The sequence below is a fragment of the Stenotrophomonas sp. DDT-1 genome (genome assembly GCF_001580555.1).
In the GTDB taxonomy this organism is placed as follows: Bacteria; Pseudomonadota; Gammaproteobacteria; order Xanthomonadales; family Xanthomonadaceae; genus Stenotrophomonas; species Stenotrophomonas sepilia.
On the sequence record NZ_LEKR01000019.1, the window covers coordinates 51781 to 78162 of the forward strand.

Below are 26382 nucleotides of genomic sequence, written 5' to 3' on the forward strand. Positions count from 1 at the left end.
CATCCACGCATGGCGTGGATCTACTGCCGAGCCTGCCGCCGGGTGCCATCCTGCGCCCGGCGGCGCCGCTTCGGTGGTCCTCACCGCTGATGGCCGCTCCCTGCCCTCCGTGCCGTCCTGGCTGGGGCCGCCACCGTTCCCTGGCGGCTGGCCCGATGCTGTCCGCTCCGGCGGTGCAGCTGCATCCACGCATGGCGTGGAATTGCTGCCGACCAAGGTCGGCACCTACCGGGATCGCTCGATGCCTACCGGCGCTGCGTGCCGTCGTCGCGGCTGGCCTGCGGGAACTGGAACGCGCTGTCGGCGTCGTAGCCGCTGTTGGCGGTAGTGCCACGGGCCGGCGGCGCTACGCTGCTCGTGCCGCTGCCGAAGCCCAGGATCTGCACGCTGATCACCGACGGCTGGTTGCGCCGTGCGTCGTCCTGGCTCTTGCGCATCACGTCCTGTGCCGCCTGGCTGGCGCTGTTGGCTGCGGCACTGGCCGCGGCCAGCGCATTGACGTTGACCGATGCCAGCACCGGCAGGCCCTTGCTCTCGCCCTGCACCTGGATGTTGGCCGCGTTGAGCACCTGCAGTGCGGCCAGGTTGATGTTCCCGGAGACGCGGATACCGGCCTCGCCCGCATCGATGGTGCCCAGCGGAGCGATCAGGTCGACGTCGCCCGGCGGTACTTCGGCGATGGGGTTCAACGTCGCGATGCCAGCACCGCTGGCCGGGGCCTGCGGCGACAGGATCACATTGCCCCAGCCGTCATAGACGCGGCGCGGTGGCGTGTACAGCAAGGTCGTGCGCGAACCACGACCGGCATTGATGTCACCCTGCTCCGACCACGCCAGGATGTCGCCGCCGAACGTGGTCATCACCCGCGACAGGCCCAGCAGCACGCTGTCCTGGCTGAACAGCCGGATATCGCCCTGCCCTTGGGTCACCAGTCCGGCACTGGCCGGGGGCACCACGCCCTGCACACCGATCACGATCTGCCCACCCGGCGCCATCAGCTCGATGTTGCCACCCGCTTCGGTGCGCACGCCGGAGCCACCGTACATCACGATATCGCCGGTACGGTCGATCGTCGCGCCGGTCGCAGCCTTGTCTGGCATCAGCGTGGCGATGGCCTCGCGCCCACGCAGGTAGGAGCCGAAGCGGGGCCCTTCTGCATCGGTATATTCCCGTCCACCTTCGCGCAGCTCGGCGTAATAGACCTGGCGCAGGAAGATGTGCTGCTGTTCCTGCGGCAGCGCATCGAAGGCAGCCAGCGCCCCGTCGCCGTCAGCAGCCACGCCGAAGCGCTGCTGCAGCCACTGCTTCAGCTCCTGGTCGTACACCTTGACTGCCTTGCCCGGCTGCGACGCCAGCGATTGCGCCGGATCGGCGAGGTTGGCGGGATCCAGATAGCGTGCACGCAGGGCCGCGAAATCGATCTGCTGGTTGCCGGCCGTCAGCGCGATGCTGGCGCCGGCACGGGTGTCGCCCTGCACGATGCCACCGAGGCTGACGATGCTGCCCGCATCCTCCTGGCGCAGCTGGCGGCCGGCACTGATCTCGGTGTTGCCGGGGCCGGCGATGGTCGCGTTCAGATGCACGATGTCGCGGCCCGCCGCCGCCACCGTGATGTCGGTGGGCGCGCTGTTCAACGCGGTCATCGACACCCCGAGGATGTCCCGGCCTGCCCGCAGTTGCACGGCGCCGGCGGCCTCGAACCAGTTCAGCTGCGTGCGCTGCCCCACGTTGGGATTCAGCGTGCGCTGCCCGCCGCTGGCCAGACCAATGATGTCGCCCTGCACCGCGTAGAAGCGGCTCGGCGCCAGTGCCGCAGACACGGTCGACAGCGGAGTATTGGGACCGAATGCGAACAGCGGAAGCGACGCTTCTGGCGAGGCGGTATTGCCATCGACCGAAAGGTTGTGCCGCGAGCGGGTCACATTGCCGCCGGAATCCCCCTGCTGGGCCAGGAATGCGGGGTCGAAGGGTCCCGGCAGCCGCGCGTCCGCACCCGAGCGCGCGATCTGGGTCGCGCCACGCTGGGCGAAGATGCTGCCACCGGCCAGGACGTCCAGCCGTCCTGTTGCCGAGGGTGCCAGCAGGATCACATCCTGCGTCCCCGGCGTGGCGCTGATCCGGTCCAGCTTGATGTCGCCCTGCGCAGCAATGGCGCTGAAGCGCGAAGGATAGAGCCAGTAATTCAGCAGATCATCACCACCACGCACAACAAGCTGGACCTGCTCGCGCCACAGATTGCTGCCGGTCACGTTATCCGGCCCGGCGAGGCCTGGCGCGAGGTCACCACCGGCACTGAACAGATCCACGGCCGTGTTGGCCGTCCACAGGGAGAACCACGTGCTGCCTGCAGCGTGCGCGCCATCATCCTGCAGCACCGCGCTGTAGTTGGCCAGCGGCACCCGGCCTGCATCGGCGACCCCGCCGAGCACCACATCGCCCCGTGCCTGCAGCTGCGCGACCGCATCGCCCAGCACCAGCACCGGTCCGCCCATCGCGCGGGCGGCGTCGGGCGCAAACAGGTCTGCGGCGCGCTGCTGACGCAGCGTCGCGTAGTTTTCCAGGGTGACGCCCATTGCACCGATGCGCCCGGCATCGAGCTGCAGGCTGCCACGCAGATTGCTGAAGGTACCGTTGAGGTCGAGATTCTGTCCCGCCCTGGAGGGATTGAGGCTGGAGATCGTCGCCTGCAGATTCGGATTCAGTGCGCCACCGATGCGCAACCGCAGGTCGCCGCCGCCGGTCAGGTGCAGCTGGCCATCGCTGACCCGGCCGGTCGATCCCACCGCCGCGATGATCGCGCCCGAGCGCGGTGCGCTCAGCGAGCCCAGCGCGTCGCCCATCGGATCGCGGACGCCGGCATTGCGCCCAGCCTCAAGCGTCAGGTCGCCGCCGCCCAAGGTGCCGAAGCCGGTGAAGCCGACCATCCGCGGAGAGGCGCCAGCGGCAGCGGACACGTTGGTGTAGGTGCCAAAGTTCACCCACCAGCTGGTCGGCACCGGCTCCACGCCGCTGGTGCTGCCGGTTCCCTGCCGCCACAGCCAATTGCCGACCGCGGCACTGGAGTAAAGCGCCCAGTCGCGCTCGCTGGTGCCCGACTCCGCGCGCGCGGTCCAGGCGTCGCCGACGATATCGCGCCCGGCTTCGACCCGCAGGTTGCCACCATGATCGGGATACCAGGCCTGGTAGCCTGCGATCGCTGCGTCATAGCTGCCCGGCACTAGGTTCGGCCCCAGCAGTGCGGTGTTCCAGGGAGCCGCTGCACGGGGCGAATTGAAGGCAGCGTCGCGGCCCCCACCCAGCGCGGTGGGAGTGCCTGCAGTGTAGACACCGAAGCCTGACTTCATCACGACGTCACCGGCAGCGAGCAGCTCCATGTCACCCTTGCCGGTGCGCAGTACGCTCCACGCCGGCGTGCCCGCGCGCTTGCCGTAGGTGGTCACTTCGGTCTGCGTGCCGCCGCCGGCGCAGTAGCTGGGCGCGGTACTGCAGAACTCATCTTCGGTCATGCCGAACATCGCGGCGAAGTCCTTCGCAGGGGTGCCCACGTAGGACTCGTCGCCCCAGTAATCCAGCGAGCCCTGCGCGGCCACCTGGCGGGGTGCCGGGCCGCAGTAGTCGGCCGACATCGCGCAGAACTCATCTTCGGTGAAGCCGAACATGTCGGCCAGCTCCGCGATCGGACGGCCCGCATAGGACGTGTCGCCGATCCAGTCCAGCGATGCCCGCTCGGTCAACGCACGATCACCCACCCAGATGATCTCGGTCTTGACCGTGCCGATCGAGCCCTGGTGGGTATCAGCCAGCACCACGCTGCCTTCGCTACCCCAGCGCCGGCTGCGTGGATCGGCCGCCCCGGCATCGGCACCGGCAACCACGGTCAGGTCCCAGGAGCTGGTGCCCTCGGCCAGCATCGGCGCCAGCGCCCAGTTGCGCCCCTGGTTGCCGTTGGCATCGGTCGGCCGCAGATTCACCGGCGCGTCGCCGGGCAGCTCCACCTTGGTCAACGAGGGAATGTACGCGCCCACCTTGAGCGCGACTTCCCGTGCCAGGCGCAGCGCAACCGGCAGCACCGCGCCGGCGGGCCACTCCTGTGCCGCCACCTGTACCGCACTGCGCAGGCGGAAGCCGGCTCCCAGCCGCGCACCTGCCGCCAGCACCAGCGGCTCCTGCAGCACGGTGCCCGCGGCCAGCGTCTGCCCGGAGTCGGTGGTCACCGCCGCACCCAGTACGGTGCCCGCTGGCAGGCGCAGGGTCTGCGAGATCACCATCGGCGCGGGCAGCACGGTACCAACCGGAAGCGTTACCGATTCGACCGGCACGTCGTAGTTCAGGCGGGTGCCGGCCTGGAACTCGGTGCCGGGCTGCAGCTTCACCCCGTCCACCGGCACCACCAGACCGCTGCCGAACGGGGTGTGCCCCGCGCTGCCATTGCGACCCTCATACAGCTGCCAGCCGCCCTCATCCGGCGTGGACGGTGGCGGTGCGAAGCCATCGTTGATGCTGCCGTAGACGTTGATGTTGCCTTCGGCCCGCAGCACCAGCGAGGCCGATTCGCCGAAGCCACGCCGCGATGGATCGGCGCGGTTGGCTTCGGGCCCGTAGCGGTAGCCGGACAGATCGATGTCGCCGGCAATGGTCAGGTCGCCGTCCGGGTTGGCGTCGCTGCGCCGCGCCACCACCTGCACGCCGGGACGAAGGCGGACATCACCCAGCGCGCGCGTGCGCTGCTGCAGGTCCGGGTTGCCCAGCGCACCATCGATCCACGCCACGCTGTGCGGATCGACCACCTGGTCCAGCCACTGCTGGGTGACCAGCTGCGCGCGGTTGCCGCGCACATCGGCGGTGCCGGCCAGGGGCGCATCGTCGTAGCGGCGGACACCATTGAGCTGGATGCCGGCCGCGCCATCGATGCGCAGGCCATTGGCCGCGGCAATCGCCGCGTCGTTGCTGCCCACCCGCGGCACATCGATCTTCAGCGAGCCCCGCGCCATGCCGTCGTTCTGTCCAGGGCCGTCGCCGACGGCAACGTCGCTGCCGGCACGCAGGTCCAGGTGCGCCGCGCTGCCCAGACCCACGGCGCCTTCGGCGCTGCCCAGCGTGATCGTGGCCCGGTTCGGACTGTCGATGATCTTGCCATGGCTGTCCACGCGCAGGCCGGTACCGTGCGCGTCCAGCGTGCCATCCACCTGCAGCTGGTCGCGGGCGTACAGGCGGATGCTGCCGACCTGCTCGCCGCTGGCATCGATGCGGCCGGCCACGGTCAGGCTGCCCGCGTCGACACTGATGTCGACCCGGCGCGCCTTCACTTCGTCGCCGATCCGCAGATCGCCTTCACCGATCTGGAAGCTGCGGCCGCCGACGACACCGCCGGCGGTCAATCGCTGGTTGAGGCCGGTGAAGTCCTGCAGCTGGCGTGCCCGCACCACAAGTTCACCACCGTCGTAGGGCACCAGCGTGCCGCCGGCATCGTAGCGGCCACTGGCGGCACCCTGCAGAACACCGGCCAGATCGGCTTGGCCGGCCATTGCGGTGACCGTCATGCGCCCGGCGCGGTTGTTGCGGGCAGAAACATCGATGCGGGAGGCAGCATCGGTGCGGATGTCACCCGTGTCGCTGGACAGCAGGACATCACCGCCCCAGCTGAACTTGTCCACGTCGTACAGCGGGACCTTGCGCCCGGCCAGGTCCAGCGCCGCCCGGCCGCCAAGCGTGATGCCCTCGCGCGCGCTCGCCGACAGCCGTCCTGACGCCAGCGCGATCGTGCTGTCCAGCGTGATCCGGTTGGCGTCGATGCTCAGCTCGCTGCCCAGTGCATCGCCACCCGCCTTGCCGGTGCCCCCCTGCAGGCGGAACTCGCCGCCAGTGCGCACGCGCAGCTGCGCGGCGGGATCGGCGGTCAACAGCGGTGTATCGATACCCAGGCTGCCTCCGCTGTACTGCCAGCCCTTGTCGGCCAGATAGTCGCCGCGCTGCTGGAACACGTCCAGCGTGCCCTGCGCGGAGAACGACAGCTGCTCCGAAGCACTCAGGTTCAGCGCACTGAATCCGAGCACCTGCCGGTTCGCAGGTACTTCAGAGCTGGGACGGGTGAATGGCGCCCGCCCCAGCTGCAGCTGGCGGGTGACGATGTCCAGCTGCCCGGCGCCGAGCCGGTCCACCATCGGATCGGCCGGCGGTACCGACGCGTCGCTGCCCGGCGCCTGGCTCGCCGCCAATGCGCCGTCCCAGACCAGCGTGTCCACCAGGATGCGCGCACGGTCGGTCGCAGCGCCGTAGCCGCGGATGGCCTGCGCACCCAGCACAAACGTCTGCAGGCCACTGCGGCCGGTGGCGCTGTCGCGCGCGTCCAGGTCGACGCTGCCGAACACGTTGACAGACTCCCGCGCGACCAGGCTCAGCGTGTCCAGCGCCGGCGCGCCGGTGGCGTCATTGCCGCGCAGCAGTTGCTGCAGCACGGACTGGTTCATGGTCATGCCACTGGGCAGCGCCCCTGCCGCAGCGGCCTGCGCGATCGCTTCGGCACTGCCCAGGTTCAGCGCCGCCATGCTCAGGCCGAGCTGACGGGTGCCATAGCTGACCGAGTCGCGCATCTGCAGCGTTCCATCGGTCGCTACCGCGATGCTGCCATCGGAAACCAGCCGGGCCTGGCCGTCGCACGCCGCCTGGCACCCCCCGATGTCGATCGCCACCGGACCGGCCTCCACGCCCGTGGTGCCGGTGATCAGGTTCAGGCGCTGGTTGGACACTGCAAGCAGACCGCCGGAGACCTGGTAAGGCAGCGTCGCGCTGGCACCTGCGTTGGCGGTTGCGAACGGCAGTGTATCGAGGGTCGCACCGGCCTCGACCAGCACGCCGCTGCCACCGGAGGCCGCTGCCACCAGCACCTCCGGTGCGTTCAGGGTGACACCGGAACGCACCGCCACACTGCGCGCCTGGCCGGTCACCGCCACCTGCGAGGCCTCCTGGCTGAACTGCCCGCCGATGATCATCCGCGAAGGCAGGAAGGCATTGAGCGCGTCGTCGCTGAAGGTGGCGCCGCGATCACGCGCCTGCGATTGCGCGCTGCCGTCAACGATCTCCAGTGAACCGACCGCCGGGCTCGCCAACGTGGCTGCCAGCGTGCCGCCGCGCCCCTTGTCGGCGGCGGCGCCGAACCGCGCGGTGCCGGCGAAGCGGATGGCAGGCGTGCCTGCACGACCTGCACCTTCGCCCAGCGCAAGGGTCAACCCGAGCGCATCGATGGTCTGCCAGCCACGCGACTCGCCGCGGCGGTCGGCCACCGACTGCGCGAAGCTGTTGTAGGAGGTTTCGTTGTAGCCCGAGTGCCGGCGTACCACTGCGGCGGGCGTCAGCAGGATGTCGGTGAGCAACGGCGAGAATGCCGCGCCCAGCGCCGTGCGCTGCTGCCCGGACACACGCCAGGTGCCGGTGCCGGTCGCAATCGGTTGCACGATGCCGGAGGTGCCGGTAGCGCCCAGCTCCACCCGGAATGCACCGGGCTGCAGCGCATAGCTTGCCGGCATCAGCGTGTAGGTGCCGGCCGCCAGGCCGGGCACGCCAGCCGGCACGGTGATCTGCTGGCCCACCGCCGGAGCTGAGAATCCTTCTTCGCCGCTGGGGGCGAACGCCTCGGCGCGTCCCGGTACGATCGCGTACACCGGGTTGCCCGACGCGCTGAACGCGTAGCGCGGATTGGCGTCGGCCAACGCCGTGCGCAGCACGTCGACGGAGCCGCCGCGCCCGGACACGAAGGCGGCACCGGTCAACTCACCACCGCCGGACATGTCCAGCAGTGCCCCCGGCGCCACCTCGATCGCGTTGGCCTTCAGGGTCACCCCCATCGAGGAGATGCCGGCCGGCGTCAGCGAGCTCAGGCTGCGCGTGCCTACCCGCCAGTCGACACCATCAACGGTGCCACCATAGGGCAGCGACAGGCCGGCACCGCTGGTGGAGGTAACGCTGCCTGGCAGTAGTTCCACCCGGCTGCCGATGGTTCCGCTCTGGATCAGGCCGCCCAGCTGCAGCGTGCCCATCGGCGCCTGCACGTTGCCGCCCTGCTGCACCGTGGCAGCCACCAGGCGAAGCGTGCCCAGCGCCGATTCCGGCGCCGGCTGCGTGGCCGCACCTGTGCCGTGGATTCGCAGCACGGCAGCTGGATCGGCCCAGTAATCAGCGGTCTGCACGGTCTGCGCCGAAGCGCCGGCCACCAGCGTGCCGACCGCGCCTGCGGTGGGGTACAGGCGGGCGGCGGTCACGTCCATCGAACCGGCCGTCATCAACGCGCTGGTGTTGCCACTGCTGGCAATGCCGTTGGTCAGGCGCACGTCACTGCGGCTTTCCAGCGCCACGTGGTCGAACCCGGGCAGCCAGGTGACGTCGCGGATGTCGATCAGCGCGGCCTGCACCGCCAGCGCGTGATCGTCCGGCCCGGCCGAAGCGACCGCCACGGTACCCTGCAGGTTCTCGCCCGCCAGCTGGCCCCAGCGCGCCTGCGCCAGGCGGACGTAGGGCGCACTCAGCCGCAACGCCGACGACGCCCCGGCATCCACGGCCATGCCCAGGCTCGAAGTGCCCTGGCCATGGATGCGCAGGCTCTGGGCCAGGCGCAGGTCGACATCGCCGACGGCGCGGATGTCACCGAACACGGACAGGTTGTCGAAGCCGCCCGCCTGCAGCTGCTCGACCGACAACGCGGCGTGGCCATACTCCAGTGCGGCCGGCAGTGGCTGCACCGGTGCGCTGTGCTGGCTGAGGGTGATCGCACGTGCGCGCAGTACCTCCTCGCTGGCGCCACGTGCATGGATGCTGCCGCCGAAGGCCAGCCCAAGCGTGCCGCCGCGTGCGCCGGCACCACCGGCGGCCGCGTCCATCCCGCCCTCCAGATACAGTGCATTGGCCGAGCGCAGCACGATCTGCCCGCCGTCGCTGTCCACGCGTACACGGCCTTGGCCGTCGATATCCAGCTCGGCCGACGCACCCCGCGCCTGCAGGCGCGCACCGCGTTCGACCACCACGAAGGCTTCCGGTGGTCGGTTGTCGACGAATGCTGCGGTCTCCCAGTCCAGCGCCCCACCGATCTCGATGCGTCCACCCGCGCGCACCTGCCCGCGCAGGCGGCCGCTGGGATCGGGCAGCGAGATCGCGTCTGCATCGGCATCCAGCAGCGCGCCTTCGGCGAAACGCCAGGTGCGTTCGGTGCGCTGCCCGGCGTACAGCGCATTCTGCGGACGCACATCGTCGATCACGATGCGGCCGCCCTTCGCACGCAGTGTGCCTTCAACATCGATGTTGCCTGCACCCAGCAGCGAGATCGTCTGCCCTGGATCGACCGCCACCAGTGCATCCTTGCCGACCCGCAGGTCACCGCCCACGCTGTTGCGGTCCGAACGCAGGCTGATGCTCGCACCGGCGCGCTGGCTGACGCGCCCGTTCGACGGATCGGCGCTGTACAGCGGCGCATCCCATGCCGCCAGTGCGGACGCCCGATCGGTTGCCGTCTGCGCGTCCTGGGTCATGCGCAGGCCTGGCAGGGCAGCGACCAGCCGCGCGCCGTCGGCCACCTCCACGCCTTGGTGGCCGTTGATGTCGTACTGTGCGAAGCCACTGCCGAACAGGCCGGGGTCCAGTCGCAGCGACGCGCCCGCCAGGTCCGCATCGCCCACCCGAACGTGGCCACCTGTTCCCAGCGAGAAGGCACCACTGCCCTGGCCTCGGCCACTGAACCGGCTCCCCTCGCCCAGTTGCACCCGGCCACTGCCGTCGGTCGTAACCGTGCTGCTGTTGGCCTGCAGGCTGACGCTGCCCCCTTTGCCGATGCGGCCTTTACCGCGCAGGTCCAGCGCGGCGCCGGCCTCGACGTCCACCGTTGCCTCGGCGCCCACGACCACGTCATGACTGTTGCTCAGGCTCAGGCGGCCGCCATCTGTCCAGGCACCGCTGGCGTCGAGCGGCGTCGCCAGTGACGCGTTGCTCCATTCACCGGAGAGATCGATCCGCGTGCCGTCGGCAATGGCGGTGCGGGCGCGGCCATCGTGCAGCAGCGCCGTCGGCCGGCCCTGGACATCCAGCAGGTTGCCCGCCGACAGCTGGCCGCCGGCAATGCCGATGTCGCCTGCCAGTTCCACCTCGCTGCCGGTCAGGTTGAGCTGTCCGCCTGCCTGAAGCCGAAGGCTGCCGTCGACGCGGATGCGATCGGCGGTCGCCAGGTCGATCCGTCCCCACTGCTGGGCACTCAGCGCTGCGATATCCAGCCACACGGTGTCACGCCGCTCCTCGTCGACCGGAGCCAGCAGCGACCACGCCGCCTTCGCCGGAGCCTTGTCATCCAGGCGCACATCCGAGCCGAACACACCGCTGCGGCCCTGGCCGTCGTAGCGCCCCAGGTACAGCTGCGCATTGCGCGCCACCGCCGTCTGCGCCTGCGCATAGCCATCCAGTGCGGCCTCCGGCCTGCGGTTCTGCTGCGCGCCCTGGAAGGTGGCCGTCTCAACCTTCCCATCCAGCACCGCGGTCGGTGCGGAGACGATCAGCCGTCCTGCATCGCGGCCGACCGTGTACCCGTTGTCGACACGCTGCGCCGCGAATACGATCGGATCACGGAAGGTCTCGGTGATGCCCCAGCGTTCCTGCTTCACTTCATGGCCGCTGTACAGGCCATCGAACAGCATCTCCGCCGGCGCCTCATCAAGGCGGTAGACCTGGCCGTCGACGCCGCGCACCCAGCTCTGCCGGACCACGCCGCTCTGCACATCCAGGCTGCCGCCGGCAAGGTTGATGCGTGAGCCACCGTTCGTGATCACTTCCCTGCCGCCCAGCAGGACGGTGCCTCCCTGCGCGGCCCATTCGCCGATCGAGTGCCCCTGGTTGTCGAGGTAGCCCCCCACTTCCAGCAGGCCGCCAGCAGCGTACCAGCGCTCCCCCTCGTAGCCCCCGGTTCCGGCCGGAACGTGGACCAGCCTGCGGCGGTCGACCCAGACTTCACTGCTGGTCAGCTTGCCGCTGTCGCGGTTGTCCAGGGCGTCGCGCAGTTCGTTGCCCTGCACCTTGACCTGGACATTGTTGCTCTCCATCGACACCTGCACGCCCACTGCGCCGGACACGTCCACGCGCGCGGCGTCGTCCACGTAGCTGCGGGCCGCCGCATCGGCGATGATCTGGCCGCCCGTGGCGACCGTCAGCGAATCCCTGCTGAAATGGATGTTGCCACCCGAGACGATCTCCACCCGCGACTGGTCCCGGCGATCATTGTGCTGGGACAGATTGTCGAAGGTGGCCGAGCGCGCGCCAGCGCGGATCGCGTCCTGCTCTGCCGACTCCTTGATGAGGCTGTCGCGCTGCGTATCCAGCGCCGTGGCCTTGCCGTCGTCCTCGATCAGCACCGCCGTGGTGGCTCCATCGGCGAGCGTGACGCTGCTGCCGGCATCGCTGGCCGAGGCCAGAAGATGCACGGTGCCGCGCTGTGCGAGCGTGGTGCTGGCCACGGCCACACCGGCCTGCTCGACGCTGCGCCCGGCCAGAGTCACGTCACCCTCGAGCGCGCGCAGCAGGCCGGTGTTGCGCACGCCGCCAGCCGTGCTGCCAGCGATGAAGCGCGGCGCGATCTCATTGCCCCGGGTGGTGGAGCTGGTGTTGGTGGCCGTACCCACGCCACGCCGGATCACGAAACTGTCACCCGCAGCGAGCTGCACCTGGCCCTTGCGCGCCTCGATATGGCCAGCATTCTCCACGCTGTGCCCGGCCAGCAGTACGTAGCCACCGCCGCGCGTCGCACTGGTCGGCTCATGGGTCGCGATGCGGGCGCCCTGCTCCACCGTCACCTTGCCGAATGCATCGCTGAGCGCGCTGCTGCTGGCGTCGGGGCTGTACAGGCCATTGTCGCGGAACTGCGCATCGCTGATCCGTGCTGCAGCCGCCAGCAGATTGCGTACATTGACCTGGCTGTTGTTGCCGAACACCACGCCGTTGCGGTTGGCCACGAACACCGTGCCATTGGCCTTCAGCTGGCCCAGGATCTGGCTGGGCCGCGCCTGCGGATCGTTGACGCGGTTCAGTACTGCCCAGTCAGGGCTCTGCAGGAAGTTCAGCGTAGTGTTGCCGCCGATGTTGAAGGTCTCCCAGTTCAGGATCGCCTTGTCCGCGGTCTGCTCGACCGTGACCTGCACCCGCCCGTCGCTGCCCTGCGACTGGATCGCCTCGCGCGCATTGAGCCAGCCGCGGGTCAGCGGGTTCTGGTCGACGCTCAGGCCGTCCTTGCCGAGGCCATCAGCAACAATGAAGCCAGCCTCGCGGCGCGCCTGCCGCGCCTGTTCCTGCAGGCGCTGCTGCAGGGCGATCGCCTGCGCCGCCGTGCCAAGATTGTCGATCGACTGCTGCAGCTTCTGCCGTGCTGCATCCTGCTGCTGGGCCGGCAACTGGAACTGGATCGGCACGCCGTTGGGCATGCGGCCACTCTGTGCCGCGCTGCCCTGGGCCGCGCCCCGTTCGGCGAACCAGCCCGGACTGAACGCCTGCTGCGCCTGGCTGGCCGGGGCCACCATGCTCCCCAGTGCGACTGCGATGGCCCACGCCATCGGATGATTGCGGCGCATCAACGCGGCCGGACGAACAACGGACGGGAGCGGGTGCGACATCGGAACCTCATCAACCTGGTGGGCCGCGGCTGCGGCGACGATCGGGGAGGCACGCGCAACGCATGCCCTGCCACTGATAGACGGTCCACGTGACACGAAGCCGACAGCGAAACACTGCGGCGGCGGCACCATCACGGAAATGGCGACGCCGGCCCAGAGGCCGGCGTCGCGTCAAGCAGGATTCAACCGGTACTGCGGATTACAGCGGACGACCGATGCCGGCGCAGGTGCTGGGGTTGTTCAGGCCGGCCGTGCTGCTGGCCAGCACGAAGCGGTTGCGGATCGCATCGCGCCACGCCTTGGTCAGCGGGATGAAGCCGTGGTCGGTGATCGACTTCTCATACGCGACGGTGTAGGTCGCCGGATAGTGGCGGGCCAGGAAGCCGCGCAGGCTGGTGGCGACGCTCGAATCCTTGTAGCACTGGCCGATCACCAGGTTGGTGTAGCCGGCGATCGGATAGCCAGCCGACGGGTTGCCGAACACCGGCACCCAGTTGGCGGGGTTCTCAGCATCGGTGCCGGTCGGCGGAGCAACGGTGTCCAGGGTGGCCTGCACGCTCACCTGGTCCGGCGAGAAACCCTTGACCTTGGCGACCTTGGTCGCATCGGTCAGGCTCGGGATCACGTCCGGGCCGACGTAGCCGATACGGCCTTCAGCTGCGTAGATCGTGTTGTACAGCGAGGTGCCACCGGTGGCCGGGGCGGCCACCAGGAACGCCGGAAGGTTGCCGTTGGCATCGCGCTTGTACAGGTCGGCGAAGGTCGACTTGATGGCGAACTTGCCGCCCACCAGCTTCGAGGTTTCAGCGTTCTCAGCGGCACAGGCCGCGGTCAGGAAGCGGCTGAACATTTCGCTGGTACCGCTGCTTTCCGGACGGTACACCACCTGGATCGGGCCACTGCGGTTGGCATCGATGGTCGACCAGTCGCTGATCGCACCCGAGAACACGCCGCAGATCTGCGCCACGCTCAGGTCCACCGCCGAACCGGCCTTGTTGAACGGAATGGTGACCGAGGTGGCCACCGACGGCACCTGGATCAGCGCGCCGTAGCGGTTGGCGTTGGTCGCCTGGTTGAAGTTGGTGGTGTAGTTGCTCAGCTCAGTGCTGCTCAGCACCGAATCGCTGCCGGCGAAATGCACGGTGCCGGTGGTCGAGAACAGCGCCGAGTTGTTTTCCAGGAAGGCCTTCTTGCCGGTGCCCGAACCGGTCACGGCGTAGGTGAAGTTCGCCGGCAGGATGCTGTCGGCCGAACCCTTGTAGAGGTCGGCCGGCAGCGAGGCACCGCCGCCGGTAACGGTCTGCGCCGAGGCGGCGCCCACGGTAGCGAGCAGCGCGGTGGCAACCAGCGCGGCCAGGGTCTTGTACTTGGTCATGATCTTCTCCTGAAGGGTTTACTGCGAAGGGAAACGCCAAGGGAGGAACGGTCACTACACGCCTGCTGCCGCCGAGGGCCTCCCAGCCCACTCTGCGGCGACGGGTCCATGCTGGTCCGCGCCGATGACAGGCCGCTTAAGAAACCTGTGGAAGATCGGAAAAAGGTGTGGAGGATTGTGTGGAGAATCGAAGGCACGCCGTGCTGCGCGCTCGCCGGGCATGGCCCGGCGCTACCCATGTTGCGCTTTGCGCATCACTGCACCAGCTGGTTCATTTCCATGATCGGCATCAGTACCGCCAGCACGATCGTCAGCACCACGCCGCCCATCACCAGGATCATGGTCGGCTCCAGCAACGCAGTCAGTGCCATCGCGCGACGCTCGATCTCGCGCGAGATGGTCTGTGCGGCGCGGTCCAGCAGTGGCGCCAGCGAACCGGTCTTCTCGCCGCTGGCCACCAGGTGCACCAGGATCGGCGGATACACCTTCTGCACCTTCAGCGCAGAACCAAGCGCGGCACCTTCGCGCACACGCGCGGACACGTCATCGGCACAGCGCGCCAGCAACGCATTGCCCAGGGTCTGCCGGGCAGCTTCAAGCGCACGCAGCAGCGGCACACCCGCATCCAGCAGGATCGCCAATGTCGAGGCGAAGCGCGCACTGTTCACACCCAGCACGAAACGCCCAACCATCGGCACCCGGAGCAGCATCGCGTCCCAGCGCAGGCGCAACCCGGGCTTGCGCAGGGCCAACCGCCAGGCCACCACCAGCGCAGCGATGCCGAGCCCCACCCACATGCCCCAGCTGCGCACGAACGCGCTGGCGGCCAGCATCACCTGGGTCAGCATCGGCAGCGTCTGCCGCGCCTGCACGAACGCGGTCACCACCTGCGGCACCACGTAGCTGAGCAGGAAGATCACGATCGCCACCGACACCAGGCTGATCGCCGCCGGGTAGATGAAGGCGGTCAGTACCTTGGCCTGCAGCGCATTGCGTTCCTCGATGTAGTCGGCCAGGCGCTCCATCACCCGCGCCAGATCGCCGGAATCCTCGCCTGCACCCACCAGCGCCCGATAGATCGGCGGAAAATCGCGCGGCCGCGCTGCCAGCGCCACGGTCAGGCGCTGGCCGGCACGCACGTCGGCGCGCACAGCGGTGAGTGCCTGGGCCACGTGCGGGCGCTCGGCCTGCTCGATCACCGCACTCAATGCAGCTTCCAACGGCAGGCTGGCCGCCAGCAGGCTGGCCAGCTGGCGGGTGGCCCAGGCCAGCTCGCTGGCCGAGAGGCGGCGAGCGCCCCAGCCACTGCCGGCACTGCGCGCCGCGCTCACCTGCACGGGTGTCAGCCCGCGCCCACGCAGCAGCTGGCGCGCACCGCGCGGGCTGTCGGCATCCAGTTGACCCTTCTCGATGCGGCCCTGCGCATTGGCAGCCTGGTAGTCGAACAGTGCCATGCAGGCCTCAATCGTCGCCGGTGACGCGCAGGATCTCTTCCAGCGTGGTCACTCCGCTGTCGACCCAGCGCTGGCCGTCCTGTCGAAGGGTCCGCATGCCGGCCCGCCGCGCCGCCTCGCGTAGCGCAGGCTCACCCTGCCCTTCATGGATCAGTGCGCGTACCCGGTCGTCCACCACGAACAGTTCATGGATGCCGGTGCGTCCCCGATAGCCACTGTTGGCACAGGCCGTGCAGCCCACTGCGCGCCATACGGTCCGGCCTTCGCCGTCCACCTCGGCACGCCGGCACTGCGTACATAATCGCCGCACCAGTCGCTGCGCCAGCACACCACGCAACGACGAGGCCAGCAGGAAGGGCTCCACGCCCATGTCGGCCAGGCGGGTCACCGCCGAGATCGCATCGTTGGTGTGCAGCGAAGCCAGCACACCGTGCCCTGTCAGCGACGACTGCACCGCGATCTGTGCGGTCTCCAGGTCACGGATCTCGCCGATCATGATGGTGTCCGGGTCCTGGCGCAGGATCGCGCGCAGCGCGGTGCCGAAGCTCATGCCGATGCGCGCGTTGACCTGGATCTGGCCAATGCCGGCAAAGTCGTACTCCACCGGATCTTCCACGGTGAGGATATTGCTGGTGCTGCTGTCGAGCTGGCCCAGCGCGGCGTACAGCGACGTGGTCTTGCCGCTGCCGGTCGGCCCGGTCACCAGCACGATCCCGTGCGGCTGCCGGATCAATCCGGTGAACGTGGCCAGGGTGTCATCGGCCATGCCCAGGCGCTGCAGCTGCAGGCGGCCGGCATCCTTTTCGAGCAATCGCAGCACGGCGCGCTCGCCATGCCCGGTCGGTACCGTGGAAACACGGATGTCCAGCGGCCGCCCGCCCACGCGGATCGCGATGCGCCCATCCTGTGGCAGGCGCTTCTCGGCAATGTCCAGGTGGGCCATGATCTTGATGCGCGACACCAGCGCTGCGTGCAGTGCGCGCCGAGGCTGCACCATGTCGCGCAGCGTGCCGTCCACCCGGTAGCGCACCACCGAATGGGTCTCGAACGGCTCGATATGCAGATCGCTGGCACCGTCGCGTGCAGCCTGTGCCAGCAGCGCGTTGATCATGCGGATCACCGGCGCATCATCCTGCGCATCCAGCAGGTCGGTGACCTCCGGCATGTCCTGCATCAGCCGGTCCAGATCGACTTCACTTTCGGCGGCACCGACCACGGCCGCGGCATCACCACCGTCACGGTACTGCTCACCCAACCGCTGCTGCCAGGTCGCCGCATCCAGGGCCTGAAACGGAATCGGGCCATGCCGGCGGCGCAGCTCGGCCACGGCCCACGCCGCCGTGTCGGCCGTGCCGAGCAGCACCGGCTCGCCACCGGCTTCGGACAGCATCACGCCGTGGCTGCGCACCCACGCGTATGGCAGCGGCACAACGGCGCTCACGGCCCGATCACCAGTTCCGGCGTGTAGCCCAGCCCGCGCAGCTGCTGCAATGCCGGATCCAACTTCGCCGGATCACGCGGCAGCCGCACGCGCAGGCGTTGCCCACCCTCGCCCGGCGTCGCCTCCGCGTAGGCCTGCAGGCCCAGCGCCCGCACCTGCGCCACGCTCTGGCTGGCACGGCTCGGCTCCAGCCCCTGTGCGAACTGCACCAGCTGCGCATCGCCGTCACCGGCCGGATACAACGCTGCCAGGCTGGTGTTCTGCAACGGCTGGCCGTGGCCATCGCGCGCATTGCCCTGGCCGAGTACCGACAGGTCCTGCGGTGGCAGCTGCGGCGCCGACAGCGCGGGCAAGGCCCAGCTCTGTACGGGCTGCGCGCCGGCCTGCGCATTGCGCATGTAGTCGTAGCGGTCGCGGGTCAGGCGCTGTCCGGCGGCCGGGTCGCGTACCACGTGCGGGCGCAGGAACACCATCAGGTTGGTCTTGGCGCGCTTGCGCGTGTCGCTGCGGAACAAGGCGCCCAGCACCGGGATCTTCCCCAGCCCCGGCACCGCATCACGGCCATGGCTGACGCTGTCTTCCAGCAGGCCACCGAGCACCATGATCTGGCCATCGTCCAGCAGCACGCTGGTATCGAGTGCGCGCTTGTTGGTGATGATGCCGGCCGTGCTGTTCGCGCTCTGCGCGTCGATGCTGCTGACTTCCTGGTAGATGTCCAGCTTCACCGTACCGCCCTCGGAAATCTGTGGGCGCATCCGCAGCTTCAGGCCCACGTCTTCGCGCACGATGGTCTGGAACGGGTTGTTGCTGCCGCCGCCACCGTCGGTCACGTAGCGGCCACTGACGAACGGCACGGTCTGGCCGACCATGATGCTGGCTGCCTCGTTGTCCAGCGTCATCAGGTTCGGTGTCGACAGGATGTTGGCGCCGCCCTTGCTCTGCAGCGCAGTGGCCAGCGCCTTCATGTTGAGGATCTGGCCGACACCGGGCAGGTTGATGGTGCCGTCGATCACGCCGATCTTCAGGCCATCCTTGGGCAGCACGTCCAGCGTGGTACGCGCACCGGTATTGAGCCCGCTACCGCCGGTGGCGCCACCGAAGTGGGTGCCGCCAAAGGTACGGCCATTGCCCAGCATCCACTGCACGCCCAGCTCGGCCGCGTCGGTCTGGTTGACCTCCACGATCAGGCTTTCCACCAGCACCTGCGCACGGCGCTGGTCGAGCTGGTCGATCACCCGCCGCAGGTTGCGGTACACCGGCTCCGGCGCCGAAATCAGCAGGGTGTTGGTGGCCACGTCCGCCTGTACCGAAATGCCGTTCTGGCTGAAGCCGGTGCTGCCGGCGTCGATCGGGTCGCGGCGGTTCGGGTCCAGCCGCTGCGATTCCAGCGCATTGCCACCGGTCTTGGCCTGCTGCGACTGCGACGGCTGGATGGGCGTGGAACGGTTGGCGTCACCCGGCAGCGGGGTGATGCCTTCGTTGCTACCCATGGCCGGTGCATCGCTCTGTCCGGCCACCACGCCACGCAGCACACCGGCCAGCTGGTTGGCCTGGGCGTTGCGCAGGTAGACCACATGCAGGTTGCCGGACTCGTCCTGCGCGCGGTCCAGCTTCTCCACCAGCTGCCGCGCCAGGCGGGTGCGGCCTGGGCTGCTGGAACGCAGCAGCACGCTGTTGCTGCGCGGGTCGGCCATCACCACCACCTTCTGGCCCGGCTCGGCGCCCTGCGCATCCAGCAGCGGCGCGACCATCGCCGCTACGTCAACGGCAATGCCCTGCTGCAGCTTCACCACATCGGTGTCCATACCGGCCGGTGTATCGACGCTGGCGATCACCCGCGCGATGCGCTCCAGGTTGTCGGCGTAGTCAGTGATCACCAGGGTGTTGTTGCCTGGATTGGCGGTGATCGGATTGTCCGGGCTGATCATTGGCCGCAGCACAGCCACCAGCGCCGCCGCATTCTCATAGCGCAGCGCAAACGTACGCGTGGCGATCTCGCCCCCTGCACCACCGCTACCCACCCAGCCACCGAGCAGCTTGGCATCGGCCTGCGGCACCACCCGGCTGACGCCGCCGTTCTCGACCACGGCGAAGCCACGCATGCGCAGTGCGCCCAGCAGCAGCTGGTAGGCCTGGGTACGGCTGACCGGGCCATCGGAAACCACCGTCATCTTGCCGGTCACGCGTGGGTCGACCAGGAACTGGCGTCCGGTGAAGCGCGCCGCCATGCGCAGCACACCACCGATATCGGTATCCACCAGGTTCAGCTGCACCGGCTCATCGCCTGTGTCCTGCGCCGCCACCGGCGCCGGCACGTGGGCCATGCCCACGATCAGTGCCAATGCGGCACTGCAGGCAAGGCTGCGCATCGCCCTCATGGATGGGCACCCGCAGGAGCCACCATCACGATGTTTCCGGAAATCCTTGCCGCCGGCATGTTCGCATCCCCTGTGCGTGTCAATTGCAACTGCTGCAACTCGATGGCCGGGTCGGCCAGCAGCGGCAGCAGCCAGTTCCATAGCGCATCGGCGGGTACGGCCCGTACCTGCAGGTGCCAGCACCCGTCGCGCGCTTCGATATGCAGGCCGCCAGCCAGACCGGCGGACTTGATCTGGTCACGCAGCCCGGCGAGGGTCGGATGCTGGCCCTGCGCCAGCTGCTGGCGCTCACGGGCGCGCAGCAGCGGTGCCAGTGCGCGATGCTGCGCCTGCAGCCGTGGCAGTTCGGCCTGCCAGTGCGTGCGCTGCTTCAGCAGGGGCTCCAGCCAGAACGACCACAGGCCCGCCACCAGCAGCGCCACCACCATCACCCACAGCATCAGCCGGTCGCGCGGTGGCAGGCGTTGCCAGCGCTGCTGCAGGCCCGCCAGCCCCTCGCCCAGCCGCAGGGTTCGGGTCGTCACTGTCCCGCTCCGCTCACCCGCAGGCGTCCACCGGCGTCGCGCGCCAGCTGCAGCCCCTGCGCCTGCATCGCTTGCTGCCAGTGCTCAAGCCGCTGTGGATCGTCGGCCAATGCCTGGGCATCGGCGTCCAGCTCCAGGTACACCTGCCCGGGTTGGTAGTGCAGGCTGTGCACCTGACCCGCCAGCTCCGGAACCGCATGCAGCGTGCTGGCGACCTGACGCTGCAGCGCCGGCAACGGCGGCGCTGGCGGCGGAACCGCCAGCGCTCGCCTTGCCTGCAACACCGGGTCCACCACGTCGGTGATCTCCGGAAAGCGTGCGCTGAACTGCCGTACCATGTCCTGCTGCAGCGCCTCACCCTCGACCCGCCAACGCGAGACCTGCCACTGCAGGCCAAGTGCAGCCAGCAGCACCGCCGCCAGTGCCAGGCCGATCGCCAGTCGCGGCGCTTGACGGCCTGCGCCGGGCAGCGGCAATGACCACCCCGGCAAAGGGCCACAGGCCTGCCGTTCATGCGCGACGGCGGTGCCCGGCAGGCTGTCCGGCCACGCCGGCGGTACGCTGTCGATCCATTGCACGGCCCGCACGCCGGCCTGTTGCAGGCGGGTGGCCAACGCCTGCATCACCGCAGACGCGTCACGTCCGCCATACCATTGGACAAGTCCCCGATCGCGCCCGCTGCGCACCAGCAGATGCTCGCCGCTGACCTGCAGCGTGGCGTGGCCGTCCTGCCAAGGCAGCAGCAGTGGCGTCGGATACAACGCCTGCAGCTGCAGCGCACACGAGGCCAGCAGCTGCTGCGCCTGCGCGATGGCCTGCTGGCCGAGCCAGGCCACCGGAACCGTACCGTCTGCCGCCTGCGCACCGTGGGCCAGCGCCACCTCCTGCAGGTCATCCAGCAGCATGGCCTCCACCTCGCCCTGCAACGCCGCCTGCAGGCGGCGCCCGGACAGCGGCGGCAGCTGCAGTTCCAGCAGGATCAGGTCGTTCGGATCAAGGCAGGCATGCACCGTGGCCCGCGGATGCCGCAGACCCAGCGCCGCCAGCGTGTCGCGGCCGTGAGCCAGCACCTCGCCCTTGTGCAGCTGCGCCCAGTCCACCGCGCTGTCGGCGCGCAGACGCTCAAGCACCGGCAAGCGCACCCGAAGCTGCACGGTCATGCGCCGATCCTCGTCCACACGCGTTGCACACGCACGCCGTCGTCGCGGTACTCGCGCCAGAGCAGCGCGCGAAAATCAACCGCGCTGCCGTCAGCCTGCACCCGGCCCACGGCCAGGAACCACTCGCTATGGATACCCAGCGGAAGCACGGCCATCTGTTCGTTGCTCAGTTCGAGTCGGTTGGCGATGTCACCGCGGTTGAGCAGCCAGTGGCCGGCGTCGCGCTCAGCGAGCAGCGCCTGCAGCCTTGCCGGTTCCACCGCAGGCGCCACCGCCTGCAGGACGCTCAGGTCGCAGGTGTTGGCGTTGACCAGGGTCTGCGCCGGCAACACCACGGTGCGCCGCGCCAGCGCCTGCAACGCCACCGGGTCGGCGCCGGCCAGCGCCTGTTCGATCAGTGATTCGCGCGGCAGCGGCGCCTGCGCCGGCATATCGCCGTCGCGCAGGCGGGCCTGGATGTGGTCCACCGCGGATGCGCAGGTGCCCTGGCCCAGCCCCTGCCCGGCACACAACGCGACGAACGCGCCCCGCGCCTCGGGGTCCGGCCTGCCCTGTGCCAGCAGGTTGCGCAGGTTGAACATCGACTGCGCATCGACCAGTTGCAGCTGCACCGGCAACGGCGCCTGCAGTTGCAACGGGCGCGCCCAGCGCCCGCTGCGCACCGTGGTCAGCTGCTCCTGGACATCCTCACGCAGCTGCTGCGCCGCACGCTCCAGCGTGGCATCCACCGCCATGCGTACCTGTGCGCGCAACTGGTCGCCGCGCAGCGCGCGCAGCTGCGCCGACTGCCGGGTCAGCAGCGCAGTGGCAATCACGGCCACCAATGCCACCACCAGCAAGGCGACGATCACCGCCACGCCACGCTGGTGGATGCATGAAACCGAACGCGTCCGGGCTGCCATCAGCACGCCTCACAGCTGCCAGGAGCCGATGTCTGCGTTCCCGGCGTCGCCACCGGGCTTGCTGTCCGCACCCAGCGAGAACACATCGATGTCGCCATGAGTGCCTGGAACCTGGTACTGGTACGGATGGCCCCACGGGTCATTCGGCAGGCGATCCAGGTACGGCGTCACCGGCAACGCACCGCTGCCCTGCGGCGGCTTCACCAGCGCCTGCAGGCCCTGTTCGGCACTGGGATAGCGCCCATTGTCCAGCTTGAACAACTTCAGCGCCTGCATCAGCGCCGCGATGTCCTGGCGCGCCGCCACCACACGCGCCTGGTCCGGACGGTCCATCAACCGCGGCACGATCAGCGCGGCAAGGATGCCGATGATCACCACCACCACCATGATCTCGATCAGGCTGAAGCCCTGCTGCCGAGCCCTGCGACCACCTGCCTGCCTTGCCATTGTTCCGCCCTCGTCATCCCGGAAGAGACCGCTGCACCATGGTCAGCGGTGCATGTGTCAGTACGATAAACATCCGCCTGCGATTCGCTGCGCGGTTGCCTGTGCGGGCGCACGTGCAGCCGGCACGCGTGCCGCCTCGAGCAGGTGCGGCGGCACGCTGGCCAGTGTTTGGTCGATGCACTCGCGCAGCAACGGATGCACGCACGCCTGCAGCAGGCGCACGCACTGTGTCGGCGACCACGCGGTGCCGTGGTCGAGGCCGATGAACATGCGGTAGGCCTGGTGGTAGCGCAGGTCGTCGTACACACGCTGCGCACTGTTGAGGTCACGCACGATCACCAGCAAGGCCGCACGTTGCAGCAGTCGCGCATCGGCTGCGCCAAGTGGCAGCGCGCTCATGGCCGCGTCGGGCCAGGGCCACAGCCGCAGGTCGAGGGCCTTTCGAAGTGCCGCCAGTGGATGCGCACTGCTGTCCAGTGCCGCCCAGCGCGCCGCATCCGCCCAGGCGTCACTGGACAGCACCCAGACCCACGAGCGCCCGTAACGCTGCACGTTCAGGGGCGTGTGCCGTGCCTGCTCCAGTGACTGGCTCAGGTGGCGATCCAGCTCCAGCATGCTGATCCTGCGACTGTCTTCCATCTGCGCCGCCCGTGCTCCGCGACGCGTGGTGCGTCGTACTCTGGAGAAGACGTCAGCAAGGCAAGTGAAGCGACACCGCGAAGGCAACTCTGTGCACGGGGTGGCGCTTCATCGGCAACGTCATCGCAGCGTCATCCGCCTGCAGGCTTCGCGCTGCAGCCGCGGTGCGTCACCCCCACAACGGCGGGCCAGTACCGCCACGTCGCTGCGGGCAGCGAATGCGACCAGTGCATCGGTCATGTCCACGTCATCGCACCATGACGCCAGCGCGACGCGCAGCGCGGGCAGCTGCCACCCGTCCATCACCCCATGGGCGCCCGCCACGAACCAGTGCCAGAGCCGATGATGCAGTACCTGCTCATGCAGCTGCGTGAGATCGTCAATGCCATGGATGTCCGCCAACAGCAGTGCGCGTGCGAGCGCCGCAGGCGGCAGCGCACCGGATTCAACCAAGGGCATCTCCTGCTGCTGCAGCCGCAGCAGCATCGCCAGTGGGTGTGACTGCGGATTGAAGTCCAGCAGCACCGCCTGCTGCTGCCACTGCGCGTCAGACACCACGCACACCCAGGGCGAACCATAACGATGCACCATCAGGGGCCTTCGCTGGGTGGTTTCCAGCAATGCAGACAGATTGCGACGCAGATCGAGCACACCGATGGTCTCGTTGCGCATCCTTGGCCTCTCCTCGCTTGCAACAGCCCTGCGCGGTGCGCACGGCCAGCGCCTTCATCTATCCAAGGACGGCGATGCCACCCGGAAAGCGACGCAGATCCAGCGACATCGTCAGTCGCAGCTGCTCCAGCGCCGCATCCGGATCATCGATGCGGAAGCGGCCACTGACCGGCGCGCGCGCCAATGCCGATTCACCCAGCAGTACCTTGCCCCGCCGGTAACGGTTGATCTCGTCCACCACCTCGCGCAGCGGTGCACGGCGGAAGACCAGCATGCCTTCGGTCCAGGCACTCACTTCCGAAGCCACGGCCTCGGCCACGACGCCACTGAGGCGCTCGTCGAACCGGGTCTGCTGGCCGGCCTGCAGCTGCAGGCGACCCTGCGGGTGCTCGATACGGGCGCTACCCTGCAGGCAGGTCACCCGTACCTGGCCGTGGGTGTTGCGCACGTCCAGGCGCACCGCACCTTCATCGGCAATCACGCAACCCGGGCCCGCGAACAGTGCCAGGCGCAGGCCAGCACCGGTTTCGATCGCGGCCTGGCCCTGCACCAGCTCGAAGCCTTCGCCCTGCGCGTGCGCGCGGCGGCGCAGGCTGCTCTGCGTATCCAGTTCGATCCTGAGCTGCGGCGAGGGCGCGATCTGTAGTCGTTCACCGGTGCCGGTGTGGAAATCGGCCGCCATCGCCGTCACCGACGGCCACAATCCCAGCGGCGGGCGGAGCGCCGCCACCACCACCAGACTGGCTGGCGCCGCCACCGCAGCGCCCAGGAAGGCGCGCCGGCTCCAGCGCTGGGCCGGCGTCGGCGCGACCGGTTGGCGCGCGGCGGCGGGCAGTCGCTCGCCGGCCAGCCGCACCTGCTCCCACTGCCGGCGCGCACGGCCAAACGCTTCACGATGACGCGGGTCGGACTCGCACCATGCACGGAACCGGCGCCCATCGGCAGCGGTCGCCTCGCCCGAGGTCAGCCGCACCACCCACGCGTGGGCCTGACGCTCAACGGCATCCAGCGGGCGTTGCGGGCGGTCGTCAGGATCCATGGGAGCTCATGCCGGACCCGCACGCTGCGGGGTTCTGCTCGGCGTCAAAGTGTAGACGGATGCCGTCGCTCAGAACCGCACCTGGCGCCCCTGCCCGCTGCGTTCGGCCAGGTAGTCCTGGGCTGCCTTCAGCTCCCGCTGCACCAACCGCAGCGACACACCGAGGTGGTCGGCCACGTCGCGCTGCTGCAGGCCATCAACGCGGATCGCCAGCAGGATGCGACGACGGCGCTCGGGCATGCGCTGCAGCAGGCCGACCATGTCTTCCAGCGCGAAGTCCAGCTCAGCCGCCTGCGCCGGCCCCGGCCCCGGGTCGGCCATGTCCATCAGCGTATCCACCTCCTCCAGGCTCAGCAGGCGGTGGTCTGCGCGTTGGCGGTCGATCACGGTGTTCATCGCCATCCGCAGCAGGTAGGCCGCAGGGTTCTGCACCGCGTCCAGGCGGTCACGGCGCGCACTCAGGCGCATCCACGTGTCCTGCAGCGCGTCGCCGGCCAGCTCTTCCGATCCGAGCTTGCGCACCAACCGGCGTTTCAGCTCGTCGTAGGCACCCAGAAGGTGGTCCATCAGATCAACCGCCCCAGCCGTACCGTTGTTCATGTTCGAATCCTTGAAGTCATGGATGGGGCGCGCGCCGGCCGCAGTCGTGGTCGGTGCCGGAAGGACGGATCTGCAGCGTCACCGGCTGTGGCAGCGCGGCGGCCTCGGCCGCCAGCACCAGGCCGTGCAGCGCCTGCAGCAGGCGTGCGTCGCGGCGATCACTGCCACTGCCGGACAGCAGCTCGGGCTCGCTCACCTGGCCCGCGCCGTCGATGCGGAAGCGCAGCGTTGCGGCATAGCGGCCGGGCGCAATCTCCGGGTCGTCACAGAACGCCGCACGCAGCCGCTGCTGCAGCCCGCCGTAGCGACGCCGGCGTTCGGCCTCGGGCAGCCCCGCGCCAACACCGGGTTCCGCAGGCGAGGGCATGCCCCGGCGCAGCACCACGCGCTGCTCGCCGATCACCTCGGCCTCGATCCCGGTGTCCTGCAGCAGCGACTCCAGCGCCGCCAGCGGTGCCAGGCTCCCGCGCAGCGCATGGCTGCTGCGGCCCGAAGCAAGGTCGCCGGGGTACATCACCGACCACCCACTGATGACGCTGAAGCGCTCGACCGCCTGTTCCAGCGGCTGCGCAGGGATGTCGTAGGCATGAACCGCGTCCTGTGCGGCAGCGGCAAAGGACAGCAGCAGCCATGCGGCGATGGCCACCTTCCAAGTTCTGACCGCGTGGTGTCCATTCAGCCCCCTGACGTAGAACACATGACCCTCGGCAGCGACAGCAGCTGCAGTGGACGCGCACCACGACCGGAACCCCGGCCCGCGCGCGACCCGCAAGCGGGCTCAAACCGTACCGGGGGCACATGTCATTGCGATGACCGCCGCCCACGGGCGACGTGGAGCCAGGCTCCGTGAACCCAGTCACCCATCAGGAATCAATGAATCGAACAGACCATGCTATCTATGCACGGGGGTCAGAGCCCGTTGCGAAGCAACGGGATCCGACCCCGTACCGACCCAAACGTGTCGACCAAGGTCGACACCCACCAGGAGCAGCTCATGCCGTTGCGGCAGATCATGGAAATCTGTCGAAGGCGGGGTGGGTCCGGTTGCGGGGGCGTGAGCCGCATGGATGCGGCGACCGAGCTTACATGGACGTACTTGCAGCGTCCCCCGCAACCGGACCC

Annotated in this window: 14 protein-coding genes; all 14 read right to left on the reverse strand. The window is 69.1% G+C overall.

Going from position 1 to position 26382, the window contains the following annotated elements:
- Positions 1-245: 245 nt before the first annotated feature.
- The 14 genes from AB839_RS11330 to AB839_RS11395 all read right to left on the reverse strand — a co-directional run bounded on the left by AB839_RS11330 (position 246) and on the right by AB839_RS11395 (position 25957).
- Positions 246-12629 (reverse strand): filamentous haemagglutinin family protein, encoded by a 12384-nt coding sequence (locus AB839_RS11330; RefSeq protein ID WP_061479446.1) that lies wholly within the window; start codon positions 12627-12629, stop codon positions 246-248.
- 199 nt (positions 12630-12828) lie between these two features.
- The gene (locus AB839_RS11335; RefSeq protein WP_061479447.1) at positions 12829-14004 is read right to left on the reverse strand and encodes a substrate-binding domain-containing protein; all 1176 of its coding nucleotides are present in this window, start codon (positions 14002-14004) and stop codon (positions 12829-12831) included.
- A gap of 254 nt (positions 14005-14258) precedes the next feature.
- A complete protein-coding gene (gspF, locus tag AB839_RS11340) occupies positions 14259-15458 on the reverse strand; it encodes a type II secretion system inner membrane protein GspF (RefSeq protein ID WP_061479448.1) in 1200 nt (399 codons plus the stop codon).
- Positions 15459-15465: 7 nt separating this feature from the next.
- On the reverse strand, positions 15466-16899 hold the full coding sequence (gspE, locus tag AB839_RS11345; RefSeq protein WP_061479449.1) for a type II secretion system ATPase GspE: 1434 nt from the start codon (positions 16897-16899) through the stop codon (positions 15466-15468).
- Positions 16896-19277, reverse strand: coding sequence for a type II secretion system secretin GspD (gene gspD / locus AB839_RS11350; RefSeq protein ID WP_061479450.1), 2382 nt, complete (start codon positions 19275-19277; stop codon positions 16896-16898). Before gspD ends, gspE begins: the two co-directional genes overlap by 4 nt.
- Complete coding sequence (gspM, locus tag AB839_RS11355) at positions 19274-19801, reverse strand: type II secretion system protein GspM (protein WP_061479451.1); 528 nt, start codon at positions 19799-19801, stop codon at positions 19274-19276. Before gspM ends, gspD begins: the two co-directional genes overlap by 4 nt.
- Positions 19798-20961 (reverse strand): type II secretion system protein GspL, encoded by a 1164-nt coding sequence (gspL, locus tag AB839_RS11360; RefSeq protein WP_061479452.1) that lies wholly within the window; start codon positions 20959-20961, stop codon positions 19798-19800. The genes gspM and gspL overlap by 4 nt, the downstream gene beginning before the upstream one ends.
- A complete protein-coding gene (gene gspK, locus AB839_RS11365; RefSeq protein ID WP_061479458.1) occupies positions 20958-21863 on the reverse strand; it encodes a type II secretion system minor pseudopilin GspK in 906 nt (301 codons plus the stop codon). Before gspK ends, gspL begins: the two co-directional genes overlap by 4 nt.
- Before the next feature lie 9 nt (positions 21864-21872).
- Positions 21873-22310 carry a type II secretion system major pseudopilin GspG gene (gene gspG / locus AB839_RS11370; protein ID WP_005416799.1) on the reverse strand — a complete coding sequence of 146 codons (438 nt, stop codon included), beginning with the start codon at positions 22308-22310 and terminating at the stop codon, positions 21873-21875.
- Positions 22311-22367: 57 nt separating this feature from the next.
- Complete coding sequence (locus tag AB839_RS11375; protein WP_241776771.1) at positions 22368-22925, reverse strand: hypothetical protein; 558 nt, start codon at positions 22923-22925, stop codon at positions 22368-22370.
- A 144-nt stretch (positions 22926-23069) separates the two neighbouring features.
- Positions 23070-23621, reverse strand: coding sequence for a hypothetical protein (locus AB839_RS11380; RefSeq protein WP_005416804.1), 552 nt, complete (start codon positions 23619-23621; stop codon positions 23070-23072).
- A 58-nt stretch (positions 23622-23679) separates the two neighbouring features.
- The gene (locus tag AB839_RS11385; protein WP_061479454.1) at positions 23680-24660 is read right to left on the reverse strand and encodes a DUF4880 domain-containing protein; all 981 of its coding nucleotides are present in this window, start codon (positions 24658-24660) and stop codon (positions 23680-23682) included.
- 69 nt (positions 24661-24729) lie between these two features.
- Entirely contained in the window at positions 24730-25260 is a 531-nt protein-coding gene (locus tag AB839_RS11390) for a sigma-70 family RNA polymerase sigma factor (RefSeq protein ID WP_061479455.1), read from the reverse strand.
- A 16-nt stretch (positions 25261-25276) separates the two neighbouring features.
- The gene (locus tag AB839_RS11395; RefSeq protein WP_061479456.1) at positions 25277-25957 is read right to left on the reverse strand and encodes an STN domain-containing protein; all 681 of its coding nucleotides are present in this window, start codon (positions 25955-25957) and stop codon (positions 25277-25279) included.
- Positions 25958-26382 lie beyond the last annotated feature (425 nt).